21 protein-coding genes and 1 pseudogene are annotated in these 22,526 nt (G+C 41.2%); 12 read left to right on the top strand and 10 right to left on the bottom strand.

Going from position 1 to position 22,526, the window contains the following annotated elements; all coding sequences use genetic code 11:
* Window positions 1–29: 29 nt before the first annotated feature.
* From DTQ70_RS06980 to DTQ70_RS06955, 6 genes are all read left to right on the top strand, one after another.
* Window positions 30–1,055: an alpha/beta hydrolase family protein gene (locus tag DTQ70_RS06980; protein WP_122930140.1), complete on the top strand. Its 1,026-nt coding sequence runs from the start codon at window positions 30–32 to the stop codon at window positions 1,053–1,055.
* Window positions 1,056–1,067: 12 nt separating this feature from the next.
* The gene (locus DTQ70_RS06975) at window positions 1,068–2,693 is read left to right on the top strand and encodes a sulfatase (RefSeq protein ID WP_122930139.1); all 1,626 of its coding nucleotides are present in this window, start codon (window positions 1,068–1,070) and stop codon (window positions 2,691–2,693) included.
* A gap of 32 nt (window positions 2,694–2,725) precedes the next feature.
* The gene (locus DTQ70_RS06970) at window positions 2,726–2,905 is read left to right on the top strand and encodes a hypothetical protein (RefSeq protein WP_122930138.1); all 180 of its coding nucleotides are present in this window, start codon (window positions 2,726–2,728) and stop codon (window positions 2,903–2,905) included.
* 27 nt (window positions 2,906–2,932) lie between these two features.
* Entirely contained in the window at window positions 2,933–4,228 is a 1,296-nt protein-coding gene (locus tag DTQ70_RS06965; RefSeq protein ID WP_122930137.1) for a CitMHS family transporter, read from the top strand.
* Window positions 4,229–4,346: 118 nt separating this feature from the next.
* Window positions 4,347–5,765, top strand: a complete 1,419-nt coding sequence (locus DTQ70_RS06960) for an acyclic terpene utilization AtuA family protein (protein ID WP_122930136.1) — start codon at window positions 4,347–4,349, stop codon at window positions 5,763–5,765.
* Between the two features lie 4 nt (window positions 5,766–5,769).
* The gene (locus tag DTQ70_RS06955) at window positions 5,770–6,069 is read left to right on the top strand and encodes a hypothetical protein (RefSeq protein ID WP_122930135.1); all 300 of its coding nucleotides are present in this window, start codon (window positions 5,770–5,772) and stop codon (window positions 6,067–6,069) included.
* 6 nt (window positions 6,070–6,075) lie between these two features.
* Here the strand turns inward: DTQ70_RS06955 and DTQ70_RS06950 are convergent, their stop codons facing one another.
* The 3 genes from DTQ70_RS06950 to DTQ70_RS06940 all read right to left on the bottom strand — a co-directional run bounded on the left by DTQ70_RS06950 (window position 6,076) and on the right by DTQ70_RS06940 (window position 9,034).
* Entirely contained in the window at window positions 6,076–7,272 is a 1,197-nt protein-coding gene (locus DTQ70_RS06950; protein ID WP_122930134.1) for an MFS transporter, read from the bottom strand.
* 9 nt (window positions 7,273–7,281) lie between these two features.
* Window positions 7,282–8,394, bottom strand: a complete 1,113-nt coding sequence (locus DTQ70_RS06945; RefSeq protein ID WP_122930133.1) for an MBL fold metallo-hydrolase — start codon at window positions 8,392–8,394, stop codon at window positions 7,282–7,284.
* 73 nt (window positions 8,395–8,467) lie between these two features.
* The gene (locus DTQ70_RS06940) at window positions 8,468–9,034 is read right to left on the bottom strand and encodes a Crp/Fnr family transcriptional regulator (RefSeq protein WP_122930132.1); all 567 of its coding nucleotides are present in this window, start codon (window positions 9,032–9,034) and stop codon (window positions 8,468–8,470) included.
* Window positions 9,035–9,051: 17 nt separating this feature from the next.
* On the opposite strand from DTQ70_RS06940, the gene DTQ70_RS06935 reads away from it, so the two are divergent.
* On the top strand, window positions 9,052–9,960 hold the full coding sequence (locus DTQ70_RS06935; RefSeq protein WP_122930131.1) for an AraC family transcriptional regulator: 909 nt from the start codon (window positions 9,052–9,054) through the stop codon (window positions 9,958–9,960).
* 2 nt (window positions 9,961–9,962) lie between these two features.
* On the opposite strand, the gene DTQ70_RS06930 is transcribed toward DTQ70_RS06935, so the two are convergent.
* A complete protein-coding gene (locus DTQ70_RS06930) occupies window positions 9,963–10,955 on the bottom strand; it encodes an FAD:protein FMN transferase (RefSeq protein ID WP_229600092.1) in 993 nt (330 codons plus the stop codon).
* Between the two features lie 105 nt (window positions 10,956–11,060).
* Here DTQ70_RS06930 and epsC point away from each other — a divergent pair, with 105 nt between their 5' ends.
* Window positions 11,061–11,867 carry a serine O-acetyltransferase EpsC gene (epsC, locus tag DTQ70_RS06925; protein ID WP_122930129.1) on the top strand — a complete coding sequence of 269 codons (807 nt, stop codon included), beginning with the start codon at window positions 11,061–11,063 and terminating at the stop codon, window positions 11,865–11,867.
* Window positions 11,868–12,004: 137 nt separating this feature from the next.
* On the opposite strand, the gene DTQ70_RS06920 is transcribed toward epsC, so the two are convergent.
* On the bottom strand, window positions 12,005–12,406 hold the full coding sequence (locus DTQ70_RS06920; RefSeq protein WP_122934303.1) for a Dabb family protein: 402 nt from the start codon (window positions 12,404–12,406) through the stop codon (window positions 12,005–12,007).
* 190 nt (window positions 12,407–12,596) lie between these two features.
* Here DTQ70_RS06920 and DTQ70_RS06915 point away from each other — a divergent pair, with 190 nt between their 5' ends.
* From DTQ70_RS06915 to DTQ70_RS06905, 3 genes are read left to right on the top strand one after another with little or no spacing between them, the layout of a single operon-like run.
* Complete coding sequence (locus DTQ70_RS06915) at window positions 12,597–13,436, top strand: AraC family transcriptional regulator (protein WP_122930128.1); 840 nt, start codon at window positions 12,597–12,599, stop codon at window positions 13,434–13,436.
* Window positions 13,437–13,466: 30 nt separating this feature from the next.
* Window positions 13,467–13,925: a GNAT family N-acetyltransferase gene (locus tag DTQ70_RS06910; RefSeq protein ID WP_206019646.1), complete on the top strand. Its 459-nt coding sequence runs from the start codon at window positions 13,467–13,469 to the stop codon at window positions 13,923–13,925.
* Window positions 13,926–13,949: 24 nt separating this feature from the next.
* Window positions 13,950–14,294 (top strand): YrdB family protein, encoded by a 345-nt coding sequence (locus tag DTQ70_RS06905; RefSeq protein ID WP_122930127.1) that lies wholly within the window; start codon window positions 13,950–13,952, stop codon window positions 14,292–14,294.
* 179 nt (window positions 14,295–14,473) lie between these two features.
* On the opposite strand, the gene DTQ70_RS06900 is transcribed toward DTQ70_RS06905, so the two are convergent.
* The 3 genes from DTQ70_RS06900 to DTQ70_RS06890 form a co-directional block, all read right to left on the bottom strand.
* A complete protein-coding gene (locus DTQ70_RS06900) occupies window positions 14,474–15,982 on the bottom strand; it encodes a PQQ-dependent sugar dehydrogenase (RefSeq protein ID WP_122930126.1) in 1,509 nt (502 codons plus the stop codon).
* Window positions 15,983–16,092: 110 nt separating this feature from the next.
* Window positions 16,093–17,154, bottom strand: coding sequence for a helix-turn-helix domain-containing protein (locus DTQ70_RS06895; protein WP_122930125.1), 1,062 nt, complete (start codon window positions 17,152–17,154; stop codon window positions 16,093–16,095).
* A 153-nt stretch (window positions 17,155–17,307) separates the two neighbouring features.
* On the bottom strand, window positions 17,308–19,731 hold the full coding sequence (locus DTQ70_RS06890) for an outer membrane beta-barrel family protein (RefSeq protein ID WP_122930124.1): 2,424 nt from the start codon (window positions 19,729–19,731) through the stop codon (window positions 17,308–17,310).
* Window positions 19,732–19,917: 186 nt separating this feature from the next.
* On the opposite strand from DTQ70_RS06890, the gene DTQ70_RS06885 reads away from it, so the two are divergent.
* Window positions 19,918–21,339 carry an RNA polymerase sigma factor gene (locus DTQ70_RS06885; RefSeq protein ID WP_122930123.1) on the top strand — a complete coding sequence of 474 codons (1,422 nt, stop codon included), beginning with the start codon at window positions 19,918–19,920 and terminating at the stop codon, window positions 21,337–21,339.
* Window positions 21,340–21,368: 29 nt separating this feature from the next.
* On the opposite strand, the pseudogene DTQ70_RS31295 reads toward DTQ70_RS06885, so the two are convergent.
* Both DTQ70_RS31295 and DTQ70_RS06875 read right to left on the bottom strand, forming a co-directional pair.
* Window positions 21,369–21,485 (bottom strand): annotated as a pseudogene (locus DTQ70_RS31295) (hypothetical protein); the annotation flags it as partial.
* A 130-nt stretch (window positions 21,486–21,615) separates the two neighbouring features.
* Window positions 21,616–22,458 (bottom strand): SDR family oxidoreductase, encoded by an 843-nt coding sequence (locus DTQ70_RS06875; protein WP_122930121.1) that lies wholly within the window; start codon window positions 22,456–22,458, stop codon window positions 21,616–21,618.
* Window positions 22,459–22,526: the final 68 nt, after the last annotated feature.

Below are 22,526 nucleotides of genomic sequence, written 5' to 3'. Positions count from 1 at the left end.
CGGAAAGGTTATTTTTTCCAACTAACCTGATGAAAAAACTTTTATTTTTACTCCTAATCTTAAACTCTTCCATTGGGGGTAGAGGGGCTTTTGCTCAAGGCAAAGTCGTCAGCTTTGTACTCAACTCCAAAGCACTTCAAAACACAGGAGGCGAAGACCCAAATCGCAAGGTATCGGTTTATCTTCCGCCCAATTACGATGCTTCTACGCAACGTTATCCCGTTATTTATTATTTGCATGGGTTTATGGGAAAAGACAACATTTTTCCTCAAATGCAGGCCATTCTCGATGAAGGCATCAAACGCAACAAAATAAAGCCTTTCATTTTTGTACAAGCTGACCATTACACGCTTTACGAAGGAAGCTTCTATTCAAACTCTTCATTGACAGGAAATTGGGACGAGTTTCAATCCAAAGAGTTGGTAGAATACATGGACAAAAATTTCCGAACCCTTGCCACTCGCGAAAGTCGGGGGATTGCGGGGCATTCGATGGGTGGCTACGGTGCGTTCAAAATTGGAATGTTACACCCTGAGGTATTTAGCAGTATTTATGCTTTGAGTCCAGGCTTGTTGGCAATGGTGAAAGAATTTGGACCCAACAGTCCATCTTTCAAAGAGGTTCAAAACGTAAAAACGCAAGAAGATTTAAAGAAAACTTATTACCCCAAAGTATTGGTGGCCGTAGCGCGGGCGTGGTCGCCCAATCCAAATAAACCTCCATTTTATTGCGATTTCCCATTTAGTTACGAAGGCGATAAAATGATTTTAAATCAGGCCGTTTTAGACAAATGGGAAGCCAATATGCCCGTTTATATGGTCAATAAATACGCTGATAATTTACGAAAAATGACCGCTATCAAATTGGATTGGGGACGGAATGATTCTCCCCGTTTTCCTGTCCAAATCGGAATGTTGAGCCAGCGTTTAGAAAACCTGGGGATTAATCACTTTTCTGAAGAATACATCGGCGACCACGGCAATAAAATCTGGACTACCGACGGTCGCGTTTTGAATGATTTACTACCGTTTTTTAATGATTATTTGAAGTTTTGATCATTGTCATTTATGAAAAAAATCACCATTTCTATTGCTGTCGTAGTCGTTATTGCTATTGGTATGTTTTCGTTCAAGCAGGCTACCAAGAAAACTCAAGCGGGTCGTCGTCCCAACATTGTCTTTATCATGTCAGACGACCATGCGTATCAGGCAATATCCGCCTACAGTAATCGCCTTACCCAAACACCTAACATCGACCGTCTTGCCAAGGAAGGAATGCTTTTTAGCAATGCTTGCGTCACCAACTCCATTTGTGCACCATCAAGGGCTGTAATTTTGACGGGCAAACACAGTCATTTGAACGGAAAAATTGACAATAATTTTCCGTTTGACACCACCAATATCACCTTTCCTCAGCTACTCCAAGCAAATGGGTACGAAACAGCGATGTTTGGAAAATTACACTTTGGAAATAGCCCCAAAGGATTTGATGAGTTTAAAATCTTACCCGATCAAGGCGATTATTATAACCCCGACTTTATAACCAAAAAAGAGGGTAAAAAGAAAATCATGGGGTATGTCACAGATATTATTACAGACATGACACTCAACTGGTTAGGAAAGGAACGAGATAAAGAAAAACCATTTTTTTTGGCCTATTTGCACAAAGCCCCTCACCGCGAATGGCTTCCCGCTGAACGTCACTTTAAGGAGTTTATCAACAAAAAATTCCCTGAGCCTGCCACTCTTTTTGATAATTATGAAGGCCGTGGGAGTGCCTCTAAGCAGGCTGAAATGAACCTACTCACGCACATGAACTGGGCAGGTGACTCCAAAATTAAGCCCGAAAACATGGATAAATTGGGCATCAAAGAATCGCACCCGTACGATAAACGCAATTATAACTACACCGTAGGACGAATGAACGCCGAACAACGCAAAGTTTGGGATGCCACTTACGATAAAATGAACGAGGAGTTTATCAAAAATTATCCCAAAATGAGCGATACCGACAAAATGAAATGGCGGTACCAGCGCTACATGCAAGACTATTTGGGATGTATCGCCTCCGTGGATGAAGGTGTTGGCAAGGTATTAGACTTCTTGAAAGAGAATGGTTTGGAGGAAAATACGATTGTGGTTTATACTTCCGACCAAGGGTTTTATTTGGGCGAACACGGCTGGTTTGACAAACGTTTTATTTTTGATGAATCGTTCAAAACACCTTTGTTAATCAAATGGCCTGGGGTAATAAAAGCAGGGTCTAAAAACTCGCAAATGGTTCAAAACCTTGACTATGCACAAACGTTTTTGGAAGCTGCAGGTGTAAAACCTCCTACCGACATGCAAGGAGAAAGTTTGATTCCAATTTTTAAAGGACAAGGCAAAAATTTCAGGGATGCGGCTTATTACCATTATTATGAGTATCCAGGAATACACATGGTAAAACGTCACTACGGAATTGTCACCGAAAAATACAAATTAGTGCATTTCTATCATGACGTTGATGAATGGGAATTGTACGACCGCACTAACGACAAAAACGAACTCAAGAACGTCTATAACGACCCTAAATACACCAAAATAAAGGCAGAAATGCACAAAAAATTGGTGGCACTCCGCGTCAAATACAAGGACTCTGAAGCGCTGGATAAGATGTACATTGAGAAATATAAACAGTTGAAAAGAGGTTGATTTTAATTACGAATTAACAATTAAGAATTAGGATGAAAGACAACAATATCTTGCAGCAAAAATCTTACGCTTTTGCGATTCGTGTTGTCCGTGCTTTTCAATATACAGATTACTTTGATCCATCCCAGGCTTCTTCTTTATTGAAAGATTGCGACGAAATTTTAAAAATAACAGGAGCAATTCTTAAAACGCTAAAAAATCGCAACTCCTAATTCTTAATTAAAAACTCCTAATTATCAATGCTTTCCTTCCTCGGCTTTGCTACCATTCTTGTTTTTTTGGCACTTATCATGACAAAAAAAATGTCGGTGATGACTGCCTTGGTTATTACGCCCGTTGTTTTTGGACTTTCGGCTGGTTTTAACCCCAAAGAACTTGGCGATTTTGCCTTGGCAGGTATCAAACAAGTAGCGCCGACGGGGGTTTTATTGATGTTTGCGGTGTTGTACTTTGCCACCATGCTCGACGCGGGACTTTTTGACCCCGTTATTGCGGCTATCATCAAATCAGTGAAAGGCGACCCACTAAAAGTCATTTTGGGCACAGCTATTCTGACCATGATTGTCCACCTCGACGGCGACGGTACGGCTACTTTTATGATTGTGTTGTCGGCGTTTTTACCCATTTATAAACAGCTAAAAATCAACCGAAAAATCTTAGCGAGTATCGTGGCACTAAGTGTCGGCCCCTTGCATTTGGTTCCGTGGTCGGGGACATCCGCACGAGCGATTTCTACGTTAAAGAGCGATGCGGTTCACATCTTCAACCCCAATATTCCAGCCATCATTGCAGGAATTATGTGGGTACTTTTTGTTGCGTATTGGTTTGGACAAAAAGAAAGAAAACGCCTTGGAATCATTGAGTTTGAATACAATCATAAAGACAATTTAAACACAGAACAGCATCAGCTACGCCGACCCAATCTCCTCATTATCAATGCTATTCTTACTATTTCACTCATTGTAGCGTTGACAAAAGGATGGCTTCCTGCTCCCGTTTTATTTGTGATTGCGAGCATGATTGCGTTGCTCGTCAATTACCCCAAACTTGCAGATCAACAGAAGGTCATCAAAAGCCACGGCACTAATATTTTCTTGGTTTCGAGCATGATTTTTGCCGCAGGAATATTTTCTGGCATCCTCACGGGGGCAAAAATGATTGACGCCATGGCCAATTCGTTGGTGGCGCTCATTCCGCAGCAGCACGCGAGTTGGCTTCCTACCCTGACTGCAATCACAAGTTTGCCAGCCAGCATTTTGTTTACCCCCGACGCCTACTACTTTGGGGTTGTTCCTATTTTGAGTCAAACCGCAACCCAATTTGGACTAGACCCGCTCGAAATTGGTCGTGCAGCCTTGTTGGGTCAAATGACCGTCGGCTTTCCCATCAGTCCGCTTACAGCTTCGACTTTTTTGCTTGTAGGGCTCACTGAGGTGGACTTAGGGGAACACCAACGCCACACTTTTTTCTGGGCATGGGGTACGACGATTGTGATGACGATTATGGCCCTTTTGACGGGGTCAATTCATTTGTAATCATGGAAAAATTTCAGCAGTTTTTTGGCACGAGATTAAAAACCATGCAAAAAATATTGAATTAGGATTACATCGAAAACAACCCCAAAAATTGGAATAACGATAAATTTCATACAGAATGAATCACCAAATAAATGATAATAATGCCCCCATTGGGGGTTTGGGGGCTATCAGAATTGGTTGCGGGGCAGGTTTTTCGGGTGATCGGTTAGAACCTGCCATTATTTTGGCCGAACAGGGGAATTTAGATTATTTGGTGTTGGAATGTTTGGCCGAACGCACCATTGCCCTTGCCCAAAAACGAAAAATGGCCGACCTAACCAAGGGTTACGACCCGTTATTGGAACGTCGTATCGAAGGATTATTACCCATTTTGGTTAAAAATAACGTTCGGCTTATTACAAATATGGGAGCAGCTAACCCTATGGAAGGTGCAAAAAAAATCGTCGAAATAGCCAGCAAACAAGGCATTTCTGTAAAAGTAGCCGCCGTTATTGGAGACGAGTTGAGCGATAAGTTAGTAGAGATAAGTGATGAGGTTTCTAAATTTAACAATGAGGAGTTTGCCATAAACCTCATCAAAAACCACTCATCTCTCCTCTCTCATCACTCATCTCTCAACACTCATCCCTCCTCTCTTATTTCGGCCAATGCGTACATGGGTGTGGAAGGGATTTTGGAGGCATTACAGTCTGATGCTCAAATCATTATCACGGGAAGAGTGGCCGACCCATCGTTGTTTTTAGCCCCCATGATTCATGAATTTGGCTGGGAACTCGACGACTACAATTTATTAGGACAAGGAACCATCGTAGGGCATTTGTTAGAATGTGCGGGGCAAATAACAGGCGGATATTTTGCCGACCCAATCACCAAACCAGTAACGAATATGGACACCTTGGGTCATCCTTTTGCCGATGTTTTTGCGGATGGCACGGCTATCATTAGCAAAGTAGCAGGTACAGGTGGCGTTGTCAATTTGGCTACGGTCAAGGAACAATTATTGTACGAAGTCATCAACCCACATGCCTACCTTACGCCCGATGTATCGGCGAATTTTACGACGGTACAATTGGAAGAAATAGGTGATAATCAAGTCAAAGTATGGGGTGGCACTGGTCAAGAAAAACCGTCAACGCTCAAAGTAAGCGTGGGTTATCAGGCTGGTTTTCTGGGAGAAGGCGAAATCTCATACGCGGGGGCAAATGCCCTCGCAAGGGCGCAGTTGGCAGGCGAAACCCTCGAAAAAAGGCTCAAAGCTGATTTTCCTGATTTACGAACCGATTACGTCGGCGTTTCGGCCATTCATCGGACTGATTTTAATCGTCACATTGAACCTTATGAAGTTCGATTACGCCTAGCTGCCAACGCCGAAACCGCCCAAAAAGCCGCAATCATCGGCGAAGAAGTAGAAGCCCTTTACACCAATGGCCCTGCAGGCGGCGGGGGTGCTAGGAAGTACGTCACCGAGCTCGTCGGAATTGTTTCGGTTTTGGTGAATAGAAAGAAAGTGAGTCCAGAAGTAATACTTTTTTAAAAAGATGAAGTTACATCAAATCGCCCACAGCCGCGCTGGCGACAAAGGCAATACCTCTACCCTATCGTTGATTCCGTTCGACGCAAAAAACTATGAATTTTTGTGCGAAAAAGTAACGGTAGAAAGGGTAAAAGAACATTTAAAAGACATCGTTTCGGGTGAAATTGTGCGGTACGAGCTGCCCAATATTTCGTCGCTACTCTTTGTTTGTCAGGATGCCTTACTAACAGGCGTAACTACCTCACTGGCAATAGACACCCACGGAAAAGCACTGAGTTATGCGTTGTTAGAAATAGAGATTTAATGCTGTTTATTTCATTCTGAACAACACTACAAAAGCCGACAGAGCTGTCAACGTGCCAATGCTGAAGATTGACATAGTTAGCCCAAAGTAATCAGCAATTACCCCCGTCAGTAATGCCCCAACGGCATACCCCATGTCGCGCCAAAATCGGAAAGTCCCCAAACTTTCGGCGCGTTGGGCGGGAGGCGTGTAGTCAGCAATGGCACTCAAAAAAGTGGGATAAACCAAGGCTGTTCCAAACCCTAAAGCTGTCCCAATCAGCGCGAAATGCGTAAAAGTAGTTACCCAAATGAGTCCAATAATCCCCAGAGCCTGCAACAACATTCCCCAAAACAACAACCCTTTTTTAGAATAAATATCAGACAATCGGCCTGTAACCAATTGACTAAGCCCCCAAACTGACGGATAAATCGCCGTCAAAATACCAATTTGCGCAGAAGTGAAATGCTTGGCTAAAAGCAACAACGGCAAAAGTCCCCAAATCATGCCATCATTTAGGTTATTAACAAGCCCCGCTTGCGTCACTGCACTCAGCGAATTGTGCCTAAGAGTCGTATCCCAAAAGGGACTTGCCAAAAGGGGAATAACACTTGCTTTGTTCTCAACAGAAACATGTTGGCGGGTATCTTTGACAAAAAATACGCTTAACCACAGCCCTACGATGGCGAATCCTATTCCCAAATAAAAAGGGTATGGCCTCACTCCGTAATGACTGGCAATGTAACCCGTCAAAAAAGCCACAACTCCCACTGACAAATAGCCCGCAAATTCGTTGATACCCACCGCCAGCCCACGGTTTTTGTCGCCCACAAGGTCGATTTTCATCATCACAGCCGTGCTCCACGACAAGCCCTGATTAATGCCTAATAGTACATTGGCAGCCACAATCCACGACCAACTTGGAGCATAAATCAAGATGAAAGGCACTGGTAAAGCAAAAAGCCACCCAAGAATTAACAGCTTTTTTCGTCCTAATGTATTAGCTAATTTCCCCGTAAAATAGTTAACAACAGCTTTAGTGATACCAAAAGTAATAATAAACGACAGCAAGGCTGTTTTTGAGGCAATTTCAAATACTTGTTCGGCCAATTGTGGTAAAATCGACCGCTCAAGTCCAATCATCCCGCCTACAAAGGCGTTGATAATCACCAGCAATGCAAACTGCTTCCAGTTCTCTTTAAGGCCTAATTGTATGTTTTCCATATAGTTACATTATTGAATAGCACAACGATTGGCTCCTGCCTCAAGGTCAGCTAAATTATATTCGGTGGAGTTACCTTTTCGATTGATTTCGGCAATCGTTAAATAATTGGGTGGAGTGGGCGGAAGATTGGCTAAAATACCATTGACAAAATCCTGTTTTTCGAGCGAAAGAGCTGCAATATCATTTTTCAGTTGTTCCAAAGTGGCAGTGATGGCTTCTTGACCCAAAACGATGGACTTTGAAACATGTGCAGGAAATACCATCATACGACTGTCGAATGCCATAAGTTGTTGTAACGAACTAAACAGCATTATTGCTTTGCTTTTGGACTCTTCCTCATCTGCCTTCAAATCTGGGCGACCGATACCGTCAGTAAATAAGGTATCCCCAGTAAATAATGCCTTGTCTGTAAGTACCCACGAAACGCTTTCATAGGTATGCCCAGGAGTGTGCAGTACTTGTAAATGGGTATCCCCAATTTTAATAATTTCCTCATTTGTAACTGGTACGAAATCATACAAAACATTGGCTGTGCCAATCATAAGATGCTTTGCACCACTAGCTTGGACAAGTTCTTTAGTTCTGGAAACATAATCAGCGTGAATGTGGGTATCGGTTGCATACTCAATTTTCCATCCATTTTCGGTTGCTAAATTCATATAAACATAAGGATCAAGTGACGCATCAATTACCATAGCCTGCTCTCCTGAACCAATGAGATAAGACAAACACCCCTTCGCTACCCGCCTGATTTGAAGTATAGTAACATTCTCCATCTGTACTATAGCAGTATCCCAAGCATAGTTCCACGCTTTCATACCTCCTGATAGCGAGTAGGCTTCATAACCCTTTCGCGATAGAATTTCAGTGGCAAAAAGGCTCAGTTTACCACCTGCACACAGCGAAACAACTGGGATATTTTTATCAAAACTGAGAAAATCTAAGGCTTTTTCATTGCCTGCTTTTAGTGCATCATACACATCAGCATGGAGGCTTTGAGGAATGCGCCATTCAGCTCGTTCTGATAAAGAGCGAATGTCAAGAATAGATACATTTTTGCCTGCTTTGAGCCAGTTTGAAAGGGTTTGGCTGTCAATTTCAGTTGTATTGTTCGATGTCATTGTGAGAAAAGTTTAATACATTCCACAAAGGTCAAACTCCCTTAAACCGATTCCTTTTACATTTGTTAAAAAATCACTTTACTGTTGCCCTAATTCTACTCAAACTCACTTGGGAAATCCCCAAATAGGAAGCAATGTATTTGAGAGGAATTCGCCGAACAGCATTAGGAATATCCTCAATAAGGGCCAAATAGCGCTCCTCTGCTGTGTGAAATTGCAAACTTTCAAGTCGTTGAACTGCTTCAACGTAGCCTTTTTCAAAAACTTTCCGAAAAAGACGTTCAACCATAGGAAACGTATCATACAGTCGAAATAAGGCAGGTGTTTGAATGGCTATAATTTCCGCTTCTTCAACAATCTGGATGGCTTTTCGCGACGGAATTCCAAGAAATAAACTCTCTACTCTCACTATGATGCTACCTTCAAATGAAAAAGATTCTGTCACCTCGGTACCGTCTTTGTAGTAGTAAATGCGTGCTATTCCCTTTTTAACAAAGTAAATGTTGCGACATGTATGACCGATGGGCTGCAATTCGTCGTTTTTTTTCAATTTTATTTCAGTACAAAGCCTTTCAATCGCCTCTTTTTCTGGCATAGAAAGCTTCTGAAAAGCATCAAAAAAAACGAAAAGCTCATTCATAGTTTGTTAAAATTTGTATGAAAGCCACCCAAATTCCACTTCTTAAACCCGCTGAATTCGACGACTATGTGTTTGATACCTTGGTATGGAAAAACACGCAGCGACCATTTTTTAATCAGTTCCACGTCATTCGGTTAGAAGATTACAAAAAGCACCTCATCATTCCTCAAGCTCCTCACCGACGCTCAGTTACGTTTTTTGTTTTCTTAACCAAAGGTAGCATTACCCGTCGAAAAGCACTTACTAAATACGAGATTAGGGCAGGTTCGTTCTTTTTTTTACCTGCTTTTCAAATCACCTCTTTGGATGAAATCAGCGACGACGCTGAAGGTTTTTATTGTCACTTTAGTAGTGACATTTTTAGCATATCACCTTGGAAATCAGAAACATTACAAATCTTTTCTTTTCTTCAATTAGCAGGTTCCCCAGTAGTTAAACTTAGCCAAGAACGTCACCTAGCTATCTTGCAAATCTTTGAGCGGCTCCTGCAAATTAACCAAGCTATTTCCGAAGAACAATTTTGTTTGGTTGCCTCTTATCTATTTACCTTATTTACGGAGGTAAACCAATTTGTTCGTCCCCTAGAAAAACCCATTGGCAACGCTGCTGTTCGGATGACGGAACGTTTCAAAGCAGCACTTTCTCAGCATATTTACGAAAAACATACCGTATCCGAATACGCCGAGCTGTTGTCTGTCTCGCCCAATCACCTCCACAAATGTGTGAAGGCTGTCACGGGGAAAAGCGCCCACGATTTGTTGGATGAAATGCGGGTATTGGAAGCCAAAGTTTTACTAAAACAAAGTAACCTTTCCATAGCCGACATTGCTTTCAAAATTGGTAAGCTCGACCCCAGCGACTTTAGTCGTTTTTTCAAGGCAGAAACAGGTAAAACGCCCAAAGAATACCGCCAATCTGCCCAATAAAATCAGTATTTATAGTGCGCTTTTTTACTAGCGTTTTGTTCCAAAAGCCACACCTCTGTACCCTTCAAGCGCTTGGCTACTTTTTTACCTTTTTCAATTCCCAACACACTAAAAGCAGTAGCCAATGCGTCGGCAGCTGTACCAGTTGGAGCTATGACAGTTGTACGGGTATGAGTGGTTAGACCAACCCCCGTAAAAGGACTCACGATGTGTGAATAGCGAACACCCTTGTAATCGAAATGCCGATAAGTACTTCCCGAAGTGGCTACGCCACAATTTTTCAAAGTTAGTATGTGTGTAGCAGTAGTATCTCCTCCGCCCGAACTTACCTCAATGCTCCAACCTTCTTTCTCTGGGGGAGCATCACCAATGGCCAAATCTCCGCCTGCGTCCAAGAAAGCACGATTAATTCCAAACGATTTAAGCACCTCCAAGCAGTCATCAGCCGCATATCCTTTCCCTATTGCCCCAAAATCTATCCGCATTTTTTTTCGCTTTAAAACCACTGAACGGTCTTTGGCTCTAAGCTGAACCAAACGATACCCTACCGCGTCGCGCGCTTCTTTGAGTTGGGATTTATCGGGAAAATAGTTGCGCCGAATCGCCCGACGCCACAGCTGGACAACTGGCCCAACGGTAACGTCAAAAGCACCATTAGTTTGGCGGCTAAGCTGCTGAGATTGCACCAAAAGTTCAAACAAAATGGGGCTTGCGTAGAAACGTTGCCCCGTTCCTGCCGTTTCCGAAAGTCGATTAACTTCACTTCCGTCCAAATAATCACTTAAAAGCGAGTTAAGGTACTGAATCCTCGCAAAGGCACTGTCGGAGGCTACTTTTGCAAGCGAATCTCCTGGGGCATAAAAAACCAGATTAAACTCCGAACCCATGGCATTTCGGGCGTAGGCATATCGACGAAGCGAAGTAGGTTGTTGTCCTGACGTTTTTAACGACACTAAACACACCAAAGTAAAAATGAACAAACTAAAGCGACGCACAAAAAACGAATTTATGAATAGGTAGATATATTTTTCAAATAACCGCCAAAGTTGAACCTTTTTGCACGGTTTTTGGTATCTCAAGTATAAAAATTCTTCCATACGTTGTCAAACACTTTTTTTAAACGTCTCGCCGAGCAAAACACCCGCTATCAGTATCGTTTGCCCTCCCGCAACGAAGTTGGGAAGTTTGTCGAAGAAATGATGCGGTTTTTATTTCCCATCACCCAAGATTGTTCGCGCTCAGCCACCAATTTACCTGATGCCTACGCCAAGCTTCAGCAACGGCTTTTGTGTTTGTTGGAACCCCTTAACGGCAATCTTGGAACGAATCATGAGGCGGTTACGGAGCAGTTCATGGAACAGCTTCCTGACATTTACGAAAATCTGCTGCTAGACGCACAAGCTATCTCTGATAACGACCCCGCATCCATCGGCATTGAAGAGGTAATTGCGGTCTATCCTGGTTTTTATGCCATCGCAGTCTATCGTTTAGCCCACGCTATGGTTGACTTGGACGTTCCACTTCTACCACGGATGTTGACCGAATACGCCCACGGGTTGACGGGCATTGACATCCACCCCAAAGCATCTATTGGAAAATCTTTTTTTATTGACCACGGCACGGGGGTCGTCATTGGCGAAACAACCGAAATAGGGAACAACGTAAAAATATATCAGGGGGTCACACTGGGTGCTTTGAGTGTATCAAAATCATTGGCAGAAACCAAGCGACACCCAACCATTGAGGATAACGTGGTCATTTATGCCAATGCCACTATTTTAGGGGGAAAAACCGTGATCGGTAATGATTCTATCATCGGCGGAAACGCTTGGGTAACAGCCAGTGTGCAGCCGTATTCGCAGGTTTATCACCAAAGTGAAGTCAAAATTCGTCAAACAGTATTTTAGTTAACCGTTATCTGTTAATAGTTATCCGTTCAAAATCGACGAATTATATTAAGTTTTGCTCTTGATTACTTAGAATTATAAAATTTTAAAGGGAACATAACCTAACATGTTCCCTTTGAAAATACTTCCTACCTGTACTACACCTGCACCGAATCATAAACGATTACCTTTTCCCAAAGGTGCGAGTATTCTTCTACAAACTTGAGGTGAATAGGGTGTTTTTGGTAAATTTCCTCTTCTTCCAAATTGTCAAAAAAGCACAACCAAGACACTGCATAGCTGCGCTCAATGACGCTACGATTGGTAGTTGCAGGTGTACCAATGTTGTGCATCCGAATCGTTGGTACCTTCGCCAGAGCCGTCAATCCTTCGATTAACTTGGCGCGGTCGGCCTCATTTGAAGGGTTTTTCAACCAAAAATATACGTGATGGACAAACACTTTTTTGTCTTTTTTTGCTTCCGCTGACAAGGTAGCCACCGAAGCCGCCGAGGCAAGGAGGGCTTTTTTCAGCATCGAACGTCTTTTTACCACTTTCATCTTCTGTTGTTTTTTTGTTTTAATCTTCCATTCAGCCTTAGCATTTCGTGGTCGATTCTGTACAATTTCATTATAGGTCAATGCGAGAAAAACTTTATTAAAGCATTGTTTGGCAAAATTAGGGTGAATATCGTTGTTACTTTCTGTAAAAATCCATGTTATTTTGGTAAAAATAACGCACCTACTTTCGATGAAACGCTACGTTTTGCACACTCCCTTTAACATTTACCATTTTGAAGCTTCTCAGTGGGAACACCCCGTACACAAGCATACCTATTACGAAATCATCTTTATTTTGAAGGGGTTTGGTGTCCACAACATCAATGGCAATACTTACCCTTACGAGCAAGGAGATGTATTTTTGTTGGGTCCAGAAGACTTTCATTCGTTTGATATACAGTCGATTACCGAGTTTTGTTTTATTAGATTTAATGAATCGTATAGCAAAACTGATACTGATAAATATTGGCAACAAATTTTTCAATCGTTGTTGTTTACTTCTACCCAAAGCCGAGGAAGCATTGTGCATGACAAGCAAGAAAAAGAGAAACTACATGAACTTCTCAAAGTACTTGAAAAAGAATACGATAACCCTCACTCAGCACATTTTGAGATACTACGTGATAGTTTGATGCGAAGTATTTTGCTGATTTTGGCTCGTAACCTCTCCCAACAAACTCCCGCCAAATCGGAAGAATCGAATGCCGCCGAAGCGATATTGAGGTACATCAAACAGCATATTTATGAGCCCGAAAAACTCAGTATGGAACGAATTGCCGAGGAGTTTCACCTAGCGCCGACTTACGTAAGTATCTTTTTTAAAAAACAAACGGGAGAATCGCTCAAACAATTTATCATAAAGCATCGCATCAAGTTGATTGAAGCCAGGCTTCTCTACAGCTCCATGACCTTGACCGAAATTGCGCATGAATTTGGTTTTACGGACGAAAGTCATTTTTGCAAACAATTCCGAAAATACACGGGCAACAATCCTACTGCCTTTAGAAAAAATGTAGCCCCTGTTTTGTAGATTTGTTTGTTCCTTTTTTACTATTCCTCTATGAATTTAACATTTAGAAAAGCCACGAAAGAAGACGTATTTTTCATTGTACAAATGTTGGCCGATGATGATTTAGGGCAATTGCGTGAAGATTTTCGAGACCCACTTCCCGAAATTTATTACCAAGCATTCGCCAATATTATCAAAGATGAAAACCAAGAATTGATTGTTGTGGAAAACGAAAATGCCGAAATTATTGGAACTTTACAATTGACTTTCATCCCTTATTTGACCTACCAAGGTGGAATCAGAGCTCAAATTGAGGCCGTACGTATTCACAAAGATTATCGTGGCCAAGGTATCGGACACCTTTTTTTTGAATGGGCAATTCAACGTTCAAAAGAACGCGGCGCTCACCTTCTCCAACTTACCACGGATAAAAAACGTCCCGACGCCATTCGGTTTTACGAGAACTTAGGGTTTCGGGCAAGTCATGAAGGAATGAAAATACATTTTTAATCAATAAGAGAATCTTCACTACTCATGCAAGCCCTCCGCTATACCAATTACCTCCTAGCCTTTGGCTTAGAACTTTTCCTTCTTTTTAGTGTCTCCTTTTGGGGCTATTCCGTCGGTAAAACAACCACCACAAAGTGGATATATGCCCTTGTACTTTTTGGAGTGTTGGCAGCGCTTTGGGGAATATACGCTGCTCCAAAATCAACGATGCGTATTCCATTTCCATGGTTAAATCTGTTCAAAATTGCGATGTTTTCGCTCGGGACGTTGGCGTTTTTAGGGCTAGGAAAAACTCGTTTCGCCGTTATTTATTCGATTTTGAGCATCATCAGCGTCGCAATTAGCTATTTTGACGAAACGAGTTCTTAATACAGTGGTTAGGTAAGTTTTTTAAATTTTACCCGCCGATTGGCGCAGATTGAAATCGCAGAAAAACGCTGATGATTGGCTATATTACTTCGACGAACATCTGCGCTTGTATTATTCAGCGCACTCTGCGAGCAAAAAATAAAATTATTTACTTAACAATGTTCTTAACGTTTATGTTTTTATAACGCCGCATTCCTTACCCTAATCACCTTTCCATTCACCTCGTCCGAAAGCAGGTACAATTTCCCCAACGGGCTTTGTACCACCTTACGTATTCTCAAACGGTCATCGACAAACAGTTCTTCGGCACTCTTCACGGTTTCACCTTCAATGACCAACCGCCACAAACTACCTTTTGACAAACCACCCACGAGTAAATTTTGATTCCAAGCGGCAAATTCGTTGCCCGTATAAAAATGCAATCCCGTAGGTGCAACCGTTTGAGCCCACGACCAAACGGGGTCGGTGTAAACATTTCCCGCAATAGGCTTTGGGGCAAAATCGGCATAACGATACTTCCCTGTGGTCTTCATCGGCCAACCGTAATTAGCCCCCGCCTTGAGTACGTTTATTTCGTCGCCTTGGTGCATTCCGTGTTCACTAAACCAGAGTTGGTTGGTTTTAACATTGAGGGTTATTCCTTGCGCCGCTCTGATACCCATGGCGTATAGTCCAGGAATGGCTTTTTCTCCAAAAGTAGGGTTATCGTTAGGAATTGTTCCGTCGGAATTGATGCGGTAAATTTTACCTCTTTTATCTTCTCTATTTTGAGCAATGGGAAGTACAGGCTCATCTTTTTCGTTAAAAAGCCGTTCGCCAATGGTAAAATACAATTTCCCGTCGCTACCAAAGGCCATTCCTCCACCATAATGTACGCGTTCAAACGTAAAAGGTTCGGCCACAAAAAGTACTTTTATTTGGCTCAAAACCCCATTTTCTAGCACAGCTCTGATAATTTTGGTAGTTCTGCCTTTCGCACTTTTGGCAGCATAAGACAAAAAGAGGTATTTATTATTTTTAAAATCAGGGTCAAGCAATACCTCAAACTTACCCGTGTTATCTCCAAAACCCCCAAGGCTATCTTCCAAGTCGGTCGGAAAGCCCTGAATCGTTTTTCGTTCTTTGGTCACTAAATTCAACAGTACTAAATCACCCTCTTTTTCCGAAATCAGTGCTTCTTCTTCGGAGATAAAAGCCATACTCCAAGGACGTTTTAATCCTTCCACAATGGTTTCTTTTTGAAGTTGAATAGCGTTTATATCAAAGACCCTGTGCGACTTTCGGGTAGAAACTTTATCCGCAATCAACCAGCCTTCATTGGTTTTCATGAGGTTAAAATAATCGGTAAACAGGTCTTTTTCGGTACTGATTTCCACTTTTGCGCTTCCCATATTGTCGGTTACGTCAATGGCTACAATGCGCGTGGTCAGGTTTTTGGGTCGTGGGTGTGGCTTGAAAAAGCTGAGGTACTGGTTTCTTGAATAGTCGATAAACTTCCCATCTCGGTAATTTTTCAGGTGGCAAGAAGCGTGCATGGCCTTCCCCACTTTGGTGGTATCGCCAGTCGCCCAGCCATCAAAATAAAGCTGAATCGTATTCTCAATTTGTTGTCTTTCGGTGAGGTTATCTTGGCAAAACGCCGAGAAGCCACTGATCAATAAACTTAGGAGCAACGTTCCTTTTTTCATCGTAAAGTTCTTTTAGAGTTTATCAAAATGAAAACGCTTCATCTTGCACCTCAAAAATTCAAGAAACTTTAATGACGAAAGTTCGGGAAGTTAAAATCAGTAGTACGGTTTTATAAATCTGGAATTTGTTGTTTTTGATAAGCACTGGGAGTCAAGCCTTTAATCTTTTTGAAAGCAGCAAAAAAAGTCGATTTAGCATTAAATCCTACTTCGTCTCCAATGGCATCAATGGTAAGTGGGACATTCATCGACAGCATTTTACACGCTTCTTCAATGCGGTATTCGTTGACAAACAGGGAGAAGTTTTTCTCCAAATTGTCGTTTAAAAGCTGCGACAATTGATGCCCCGAAAGGTTAATTTCTTTAGCAAGGTCGTTTAATTTCAGATTGGGGTCTTTGTAAAGCATTTTCTCTTCCATCGCACGCTTTAGCTTCCCAACTATCAACTCAACTTCCTGCTCATCCAGTTTTTTATCCACGTATTTTTGGGTAGAAAAAGAAGTCAAATCGTTGGTTTTCTTACGGTAAAGCAAAATAAACACGACCAGATAAATGATGATAGAAAAATAAAGCGCCCCAAAGATGTAACTTCCTTTGATAATATTTAGAATAGCCCAAACGTAGGAAATTAACAATAGCAAAACGCCACCAAAAATGGTTAAAACCCATTTTTCAAAGGTTTTTAGGCTTTCTTTGTGCCGTATTTTTTTAAGAAGTGGCCAAATTACTCCCCCCGAAAAAACGACGTAAATCCCCCACTGCAAATAAATAAGCGGGATAATGTAATGCCTCCACAAGTAAGGAACCGCTTGATAGGGATACAAAATACCGACCACCACAATGACGAAAGCCCAAAAAGCCGTTTGTCCTATCCAAGATTTGGGTAACTTTTGAATTTGTTGAATTTCCGCCCTTATGAAGAAATATAAAAAAGGGCCAATAAAAAAGCAGGCTGTAAGCCCAAGTTGAAGGTATATTTTGGGCAAACTTGCGTCAAAAAAATACACAACTGATTTCCCAATTCGAAGACTAAGTACCAACAACAACGCCCCTAATAAGTAATTTGACAGGTGTTTTTTTGTCGTAAAAAAGAAAAAATAAAGACTCAGAATTAGACCGTTAAACGCCCCTAATGCACTAAAAAAGAACAGTAATTTATCCCTAAAGCCCATTTTTCTGAGTAGTTATTCCTAAGTTACCCCAAGAATTTGTGTCTTAAACAAAATAGAAGTTGAATTCTATTGTTCATCCAACAAAACTACAAAGAAGCAGTTGCTTTTGAAAAAGAGCCGTGGAGAAGTGCCTTATCTTTTGTCTTCTCACATTTAAAACCTCTCCCTTTCTTCATCTTTGGCCTCGTACCTCACGCTGCGGGTGTTTTTACCAAAACTTCGTGCGTAGGTCAATTTAATGACCCGATAAAATACCGTTTCGTCGCGCCAATTCGACACTGTGTTGATGTCGAAGGCAATGGGTGCCATGCCGCCGTTGTGTGAATGTACACTAAACGAACGAAAAACATCGGGTAAAGTGAGCAATAATGTTCCTTTGTCATTTTTAAGTTTTTTAGCAATTCCTACATTGGCAACTCCAAAACCTTTGATTGTATTTGGACCTTCAAAATAGGGCATATTGTACCAGCCCGAAAGCTCGACTTCAATGTTTTTAGGTAAGTTGATTTGTTGTGAGAAATTGAAATTCTGAAACACATATCGCTTTTCGGCAGGAAATTGACTGTAAGAAACCTTATAATCTCGGAGAGAAGTAAGGGTGTTTAATGTCAGCTTCCACCATTTTGCAAGTTGAAAAGGGTAGCTCAAAAATAGATTCAGACTTTTCATGTAATCCAGGTTTTGTGGCGAAGAAATGCCTACATCTTTGGTGGCGTTTGAGGTAATCTGATACCTCAAAATAGGATTCAAATCATATTGAGCTGAAATACCAAGGCTCAAACCTTTTTTTGTATACTCAACTTTGAGCATATCAGAAAGTGTAGGTTTTAGCAATGGATTTCCAGAAAAAACAAAAGTAGGGTCGGTGTAAAACAAATTGGAAATCAGGTCAGTATAGGCAGGGCGACTGATACGGCGACTATAATTGAAATTTATCGACGTATTTTGATTAATGGCATAGGTATAAAGCACCGAAGGAAAGAATTGTGAAATCTCAAATACTCCATCTTGATTGCTAAAATCTCTTTTCCAATATTCATAACGCAGTCCCAAAAGAAGATTGCTTTTAGCGTCAAGCATATATTTAACTTGAGAATATACCGAAGCAATCCGTTCCTGACTTTTGAGTTGGCTTTGCGAGCGTGGATCTATTTCCCAAGTATCGTTCACTTTTCTTTCTACCTTACTGTCGTTTTCATTTTGTGCAAAGCTCGTTTTTATGCCAAAATCAGCATTGATTTTTTCGCTAAACTGCGTAGTCAAATCAGCTTTAAAAACGCCCACATGGATTTTAGAAATACTTTCGCCTCTGTTTCCGTACGTAAAAATTGAAAACTGGGGTTTTATCGGCTGTTTTTGTTCATCAAAATATTCCAAAGAAATACCTGCGGGGCTGTTGTTGAAATAATTTATGTAGCTAAAATCGGCATTGAATTGTGTTTTAGGCGAAAAAGTCTGTTTTAGATAAAACGACGAGATATTGTTTTGCTTGGTCGTCAAGCCATCTGAAAGCATTGCTATTTCAAAAAAATTACCCCTTTTTAGCTGGTAAGTGCCTCCATTGTTTACCAAATTATGAGATTTATCAAAACTTCCAACAAAATCTACACCAAGTGTAGTTTTGGGATTAGGCTGATATTGTGCTGCAAAATTTAGATTATGATTGTTTTGGTATCGACGAGCAATTCCATAAAAAGTATTGTAGGTTTCGCCCAACATAAACGAAGCCCCTGCTGTACCGTCGCCCGCGTATCCAGACTTCCGAACATCATGATTGAACGAATAGGAAGCATTAAGATTTAGCTTTTTGAATCCATGAGAAATACCAATTGTGGTAAGGACTTTCTCTTTATAACCATAGCCTGCCGTAGCCGAAAAATTGATTTTCGTCCCCAATAGTTCGCTGTTCTTGAAGATAATATTGATAATCCCCGCTCCTCCGTCGGCGTCGTATTGGGCAGTGGGAGAAGTAATCAGTTCAATTTTTTCGATGTTATCTGCCACCGTATTTTCAAGCAGCGACATGAGTTCTTCCATCGGCATCTGCACTTTTCGTCCGTTGAACATAACCGTCACGCCGCTTTGCCCATTCAAGCTAAATTGGTTGTTTCGTCGGTCCGAAATCACCCCTGGCAATCGCTCCAGTACCTGCAAAGCGTTGCTTCCTTTAGTCATAAGGCTACTTTGAACATTGATAATTTTGCCTAGCGGCGTGGTTTGAATGAGTTCTTTCTTGGCCGAAACCTTTACTTCGTTCAGGATATTTTCTTCTTCCAAAAGTGTCAAATCAGCCAGCGCAATGGTCGTTTTGGAAGCATTTACATCAAACGCCTCCGAAAGTCGCGTCTGATACCCTACCCCACTGATTTTCAAATAAAAACGCCCCATTTTTGGCAACAAAAGTTGATAGTTTCCCCCTTCATTGGTGGTGCTACCTGATACCAAACTGCTGTCGGAGGCAGCCAAAAGCAGCACGTTGACAAACGGAACAGCTTCTCTTTTTGGAGTGATGATTTTGCCTGTGATTTGCGCAAAAGCGAAGTTTGAAAAAAATGTAAAAATCAATAGTGTCCTCATTTTACTGTTTTTTCATCAAAACAAGTGAGACTTTTTCTTTCAATTAACTACGATTGACGAAGTGCGAAGATTGATTGATGAAATGCAGGCATTAGGGGTGTTATCTAATTTCGGACAAAAATTATTTTTTGATAAATTTATTTGTTCTTCCCTGCCACCCTTTCTATTTTTTGCATCATGTAATCTATGGAACATTCAAATTTGATAGTAGCCTCAAAAACATTTTGGGAAAAAGCCTACCGCCAAAACATCAATAAATTGATTGGTGTAGGCTATCGCTATACGACAGATAGGGAAATAGCCGAAGATTTAGCCCACGATGCCTTTTTGTTGGCTTATGAAAAAGTGGCTGAGTTTGAAGGAAAAGGACCATTTGAAGCATGGTTGCGGCGAATCATGGTGAATCAATGCTTGCAATATTTGCGTGACCAACAAAAACAGAAATACATAACTGATTTTCTGCAACATGAGATGGAAAATACTGAAGAATCAACGTACGAAGAAAAACAAGACTTCTCAGAAGCAGAGCTTTTAGCGGTAATTAATCAATTGCCTGAGCACCATAAAATGGTGTTTAATCTTTATGTGATTGATGGCTTTAGCCATGCTCAAATTGCCAAAGAACTCGGTATTAGCGAAGGTACTTCAAAATCGCATTTGGCAAGAGCTCGTAAGAGAATCAAGGAGTTACTCAATCAAAAGAAGAAAAAATCAGCCGTTTTCTTACTTTTTTGGAATATTGATGAACTATGTAAAAAACGTTTAGAGTATTTTGAAATCTCCGCTTCCAAAAGTATTTCATTCGATTTATTTACAAACTCCAGTGTTTCAGCACCTCTAGTTAACCCTAAACTCCCTTTTCTTTATACTTATTTGAGTGCTGCGGTTCCCATTTTAAGTATTGGGGTAGCCTCTTTGGTTTTTTGGGCAAATTTTGAACAAAACGATTCAATGATTGAATCTCAAAAAAATAAAATTTCAGAAGACACTGCCACCATTTCAGAAAATCGCATCAATAGTCAAAATGATTCTTTAACTATAAATGCAGATTCAATGAAAAGTTTAAAATCAATCGGGCTGGTAGCAGCCACAGTCGCAAGTTTGGGTGTAAATAGCAATGCACAGACAAAAATTACTACAAACTCCACCGCTAAAATGGAAACAATTGTAGATAAACCACAAACAGTTGTTTTGGATAGGCCATTCGATGTAAATACCGATAAGCAACAAACGGTTATTTTTGATAAACCAGCCGAAACACATATCGACAAGCTTCAAAAAACGGTTTTGGATAATCCTATAAACACCAATGTTTCAGGTACTTTTTATGGCGAAAGGCTCAATTGGTCGGCAGAAAATAATGAGCTGTATTTTGAAGGAAAATCCATTATCAAATTTGGAAAAAATAATACCATTACCAATGGTAGAATAAATTTTCTGGGTAAGGTATATTATTTAGTCATAGATGGCAAACCTGCGAAATTGGGTGATAAAATCAACCTAACCAACAAAAAATACAGCCTCAGGTCGTTATCGGCCCAAACTGCCCTTGCAAAGTATGGAGATTCGGGTAAAAATGGCGCAATCGAAATAGACATAGCAGAATGAAAAAAGTCATGGCATCGTTTTGCCCCTTGAGCCAATGAAAACGTAACAATAGGCAGTACGAGCAGGCAAAAAACAGGAATTACAATTTCTTCGGACAGGAGTTTGGTACCGATGGCAAGTGCGGAGAGGGTTTGAATCAAAAACATACCAATCACAAATACAATCAGGGTAAAGCCAAACTCCTTTTGTCCTATGCGTCCTTCATACGGTAAACCCCAAAATTAAACAGAAGGTCAAAAAGAAGGATTAGCTACTATTAATCGCCTTTAAAATGCCTCAATTGAAATTAGTAGCAGTAGCCAATGTCTCGTGGGCTGCCAAGTCTTTTTGAATGGTGACTAACTTAGATTTTGCCAACTCATACGCATCTTGTCCCAAAAATAAATGCAAAGGAGCCGTACCGTTTTTAACCACATCAATCAATACTGCGGCTGCTTTATCGGGGTCGCCAGGTTGGTTTCCGCTGATTTGGGTCTCATGCAATGCCTGAATTTCTCTTGCTTCTTTGTACGCAGCAATCTCATTTATGGGTGTATTGAGCGATTCTTTCGACAAAAAACTGGTGCGAAAATAACCTGGATATACCACTGTTGCACTTATGCCAAACGCCTTTGCTTCGGCCGCAAGCGATTCGGTAAAACCTGCGACGGCAAACTTAGTAGCACAGTAAATTCCCCAACCAGGAAAATTGCCCGTAAAGCCCCCAATAGATGAAATATTGAAAATATTACCCGATAGCTGTGCCCTGAAATGCGGCATAACCAACCGAATAACATTGAGTGATCCAAACACGTTTACATCAAAATTTTGCCGGGCTTCGGCATCACTTAATTCTTCCAACGTACCCAATTGCCCATACCCAGCATTGTTGACCACGACCTCTATTGTCCCCCATTTTGCCACCGTCTCAGCAATGGCATTTGCTACGCTTTGCTCATTGACTAAATCGACTTGAAGTGGTAAAAATACATCGGAAGCCTCCCCCATTTCTCGTGTTAAGTCTTCCAATTTCCTTGAAGTTGCCGCTACTTTATAGCCTTCGTTTATTAGTTTTTTCACCAAACTAAGCCCCAAACCCTTCGACGCGCCTGTTACAAACCAAACTTTTTGTGTGTCCATTTTTTGTTCTGTTTTTCGATTATTTGATGGCACAAAAGTAGAAGCAAGACGCCCGAGTGAGGTTGTAA

The sequence above is a fragment of the Runella sp. SP2 genome (assembly GCF_003711225.1).
GTDB lineage: Bacteria > Bacteroidota > Bacteroidia > Cytophagales > Spirosomataceae > Runella.
This window is presented reverse-complemented; position numbering and strand designations above follow the sequence as displayed.

Coding starts and splice junctions, on each gene's coding strand:
- DTQ70_RS06890 (WP_122930124.1), bottom strand. CDS start 19,731: ATGAGGACACTATTGATTTTTACATTTTTTTCAAACTTCGCTTTTGCG.
- DTQ70_RS06905 (WP_122930127.1), top strand. CDS start 13,950: ATGCAAGCCCTCCGCTATACCAATTACCTCCTAGCCTTTGGCTTAGAA.
- DTQ70_RS06965 (WP_122930137.1), top strand. CDS start 2,933: ATGCTTTCCTTCCTCGGCTTTGCTACCATTCTTGTTTTTTTGGCACTT.
- DTQ70_RS06935 (WP_122930131.1), top strand. CDS start 9,052: ATGAAAGCCACCCAAATTCCACTTCTTAAACCCGCTGAATTCGACGAC.
- DTQ70_RS06955 (WP_122930135.1), top strand. CDS start 5,770: ATGAAGTTACATCAAATCGCCCACAGCCGCGCTGGCGACAAAGGCAAT.
- DTQ70_RS06875 (WP_122930121.1), bottom strand. CDS start 22,458: ATGGACACACAAAAAGTTTGGTTTGTAACAGGCGCGTCGAAGGGTTTG.
- DTQ70_RS06945 (WP_122930133.1), bottom strand. CDS start 8,394: ATGACATCGAACAATACAACTGAAATTGACAGCCAAACCCTTTCAAAC.
- DTQ70_RS06970 (WP_122930138.1), top strand. CDS start 2,726: ATGAAAGACAACAATATCTTGCAGCAAAAATCTTACGCTTTTGCGATT.
- DTQ70_RS06900 (WP_122930126.1), bottom strand. CDS start 15,982: ATGAAAAAAGGAACGTTGCTCCTAAGTTTATTGATCAGTGGCTTCTCG.
- DTQ70_RS06915 (WP_122930128.1), top strand. CDS start 12,597: ATGAAACGCTACGTTTTGCACACTCCCTTTAACATTTACCATTTTGAA.
- DTQ70_RS06960 (WP_122930136.1), top strand. CDS start 4,347: ATGAATCACCAAATAAATGATAATAATGCCCCCATTGGGGGTTTGGGG.
- DTQ70_RS06885 (WP_122930123.1), top strand. CDS start 19,918: ATGGAACATTCAAATTTGATAGTAGCCTCAAAAACATTTTGGGAAAAA.
- DTQ70_RS06920 (WP_122934303.1), bottom strand. CDS start 12,406: ATGAAAGTGGTAAAAAGACGTTCGATGCTGAAAAAAGCCCTCCTTGCC.
- DTQ70_RS06975 (WP_122930139.1), top strand. CDS start 1,068: ATGAAAAAAATCACCATTTCTATTGCTGTCGTAGTCGTTATTGCTATT.
- DTQ70_RS06910 (WP_206019646.1), top strand. CDS start 13,467: ATGAATTTAACATTTAGAAAAGCCACGAAAGAAGACGTATTTTTCATT.
- DTQ70_RS06940 (WP_122930132.1), bottom strand. CDS start 9,034: ATGAATGAGCTTTTCGTTTTTTTTGATGCTTTTCAGAAGCTTTCTATG.
- DTQ70_RS06980 (WP_122930140.1), top strand. CDS start 30: ATGAAAAAACTTTTATTTTTACTCCTAATCTTAAACTCTTCCATTGGG.
- DTQ70_RS06895 (WP_122930125.1), bottom strand. CDS start 17,154: ATGGGCTTTAGGGATAAATTACTGTTCTTTTTTAGTGCATTAGGGGCG.
- DTQ70_RS06950 (WP_122930134.1), bottom strand. CDS start 7,272: ATGGAAAACATACAATTAGGCCTTAAAGAGAACTGGAAGCAGTTTGCA.